Raw genomic sequence first — 240 nt, forward strand, 5'->3', positions numbered from 1 at the left:
AGGAGATCCGCGCCACCGAAGCGCTGATGGACCGCATTCGCAAGCGCATCGACGGCATTGAGGACGAACTGTCCAATCCGGCGGTCTACGAGAAGGATCCCTCGACGGCGACACGGCTGGCGAAGGAGCGCTCGCAACTGGCCCAGACGCTGGCCGGCCACGAGGAAAAGTGGCTGACCATGTCGGCAGAGTATGAGGAAGGCACGGCGGAGTGATTACCCTCCCCCTTGTGGGGAGGGT

1 pseudogene is annotated in these 240 nt (G+C 63.8%); it reads left to right on the plus strand.

Features of this window, described 5'->3' with window-relative positions:
* Positions 1 to 215: pseudogene (locus EOB59_RS36215) on the plus strand (ABC transporter ATP-binding protein); the annotation flags it as partial.
* Positions 216 to 240 lie beyond the last annotated feature (25 nt).

It is taken from the genome of Mesorhizobium sp. M7A.F.Ca.MR.176.00.0.0 (assembly GCF_004023165.1).
Classification (GTDB): domain Bacteria; phylum Pseudomonadota; class Alphaproteobacteria; order Rhizobiales; family Rhizobiaceae; genus Mesorhizobium.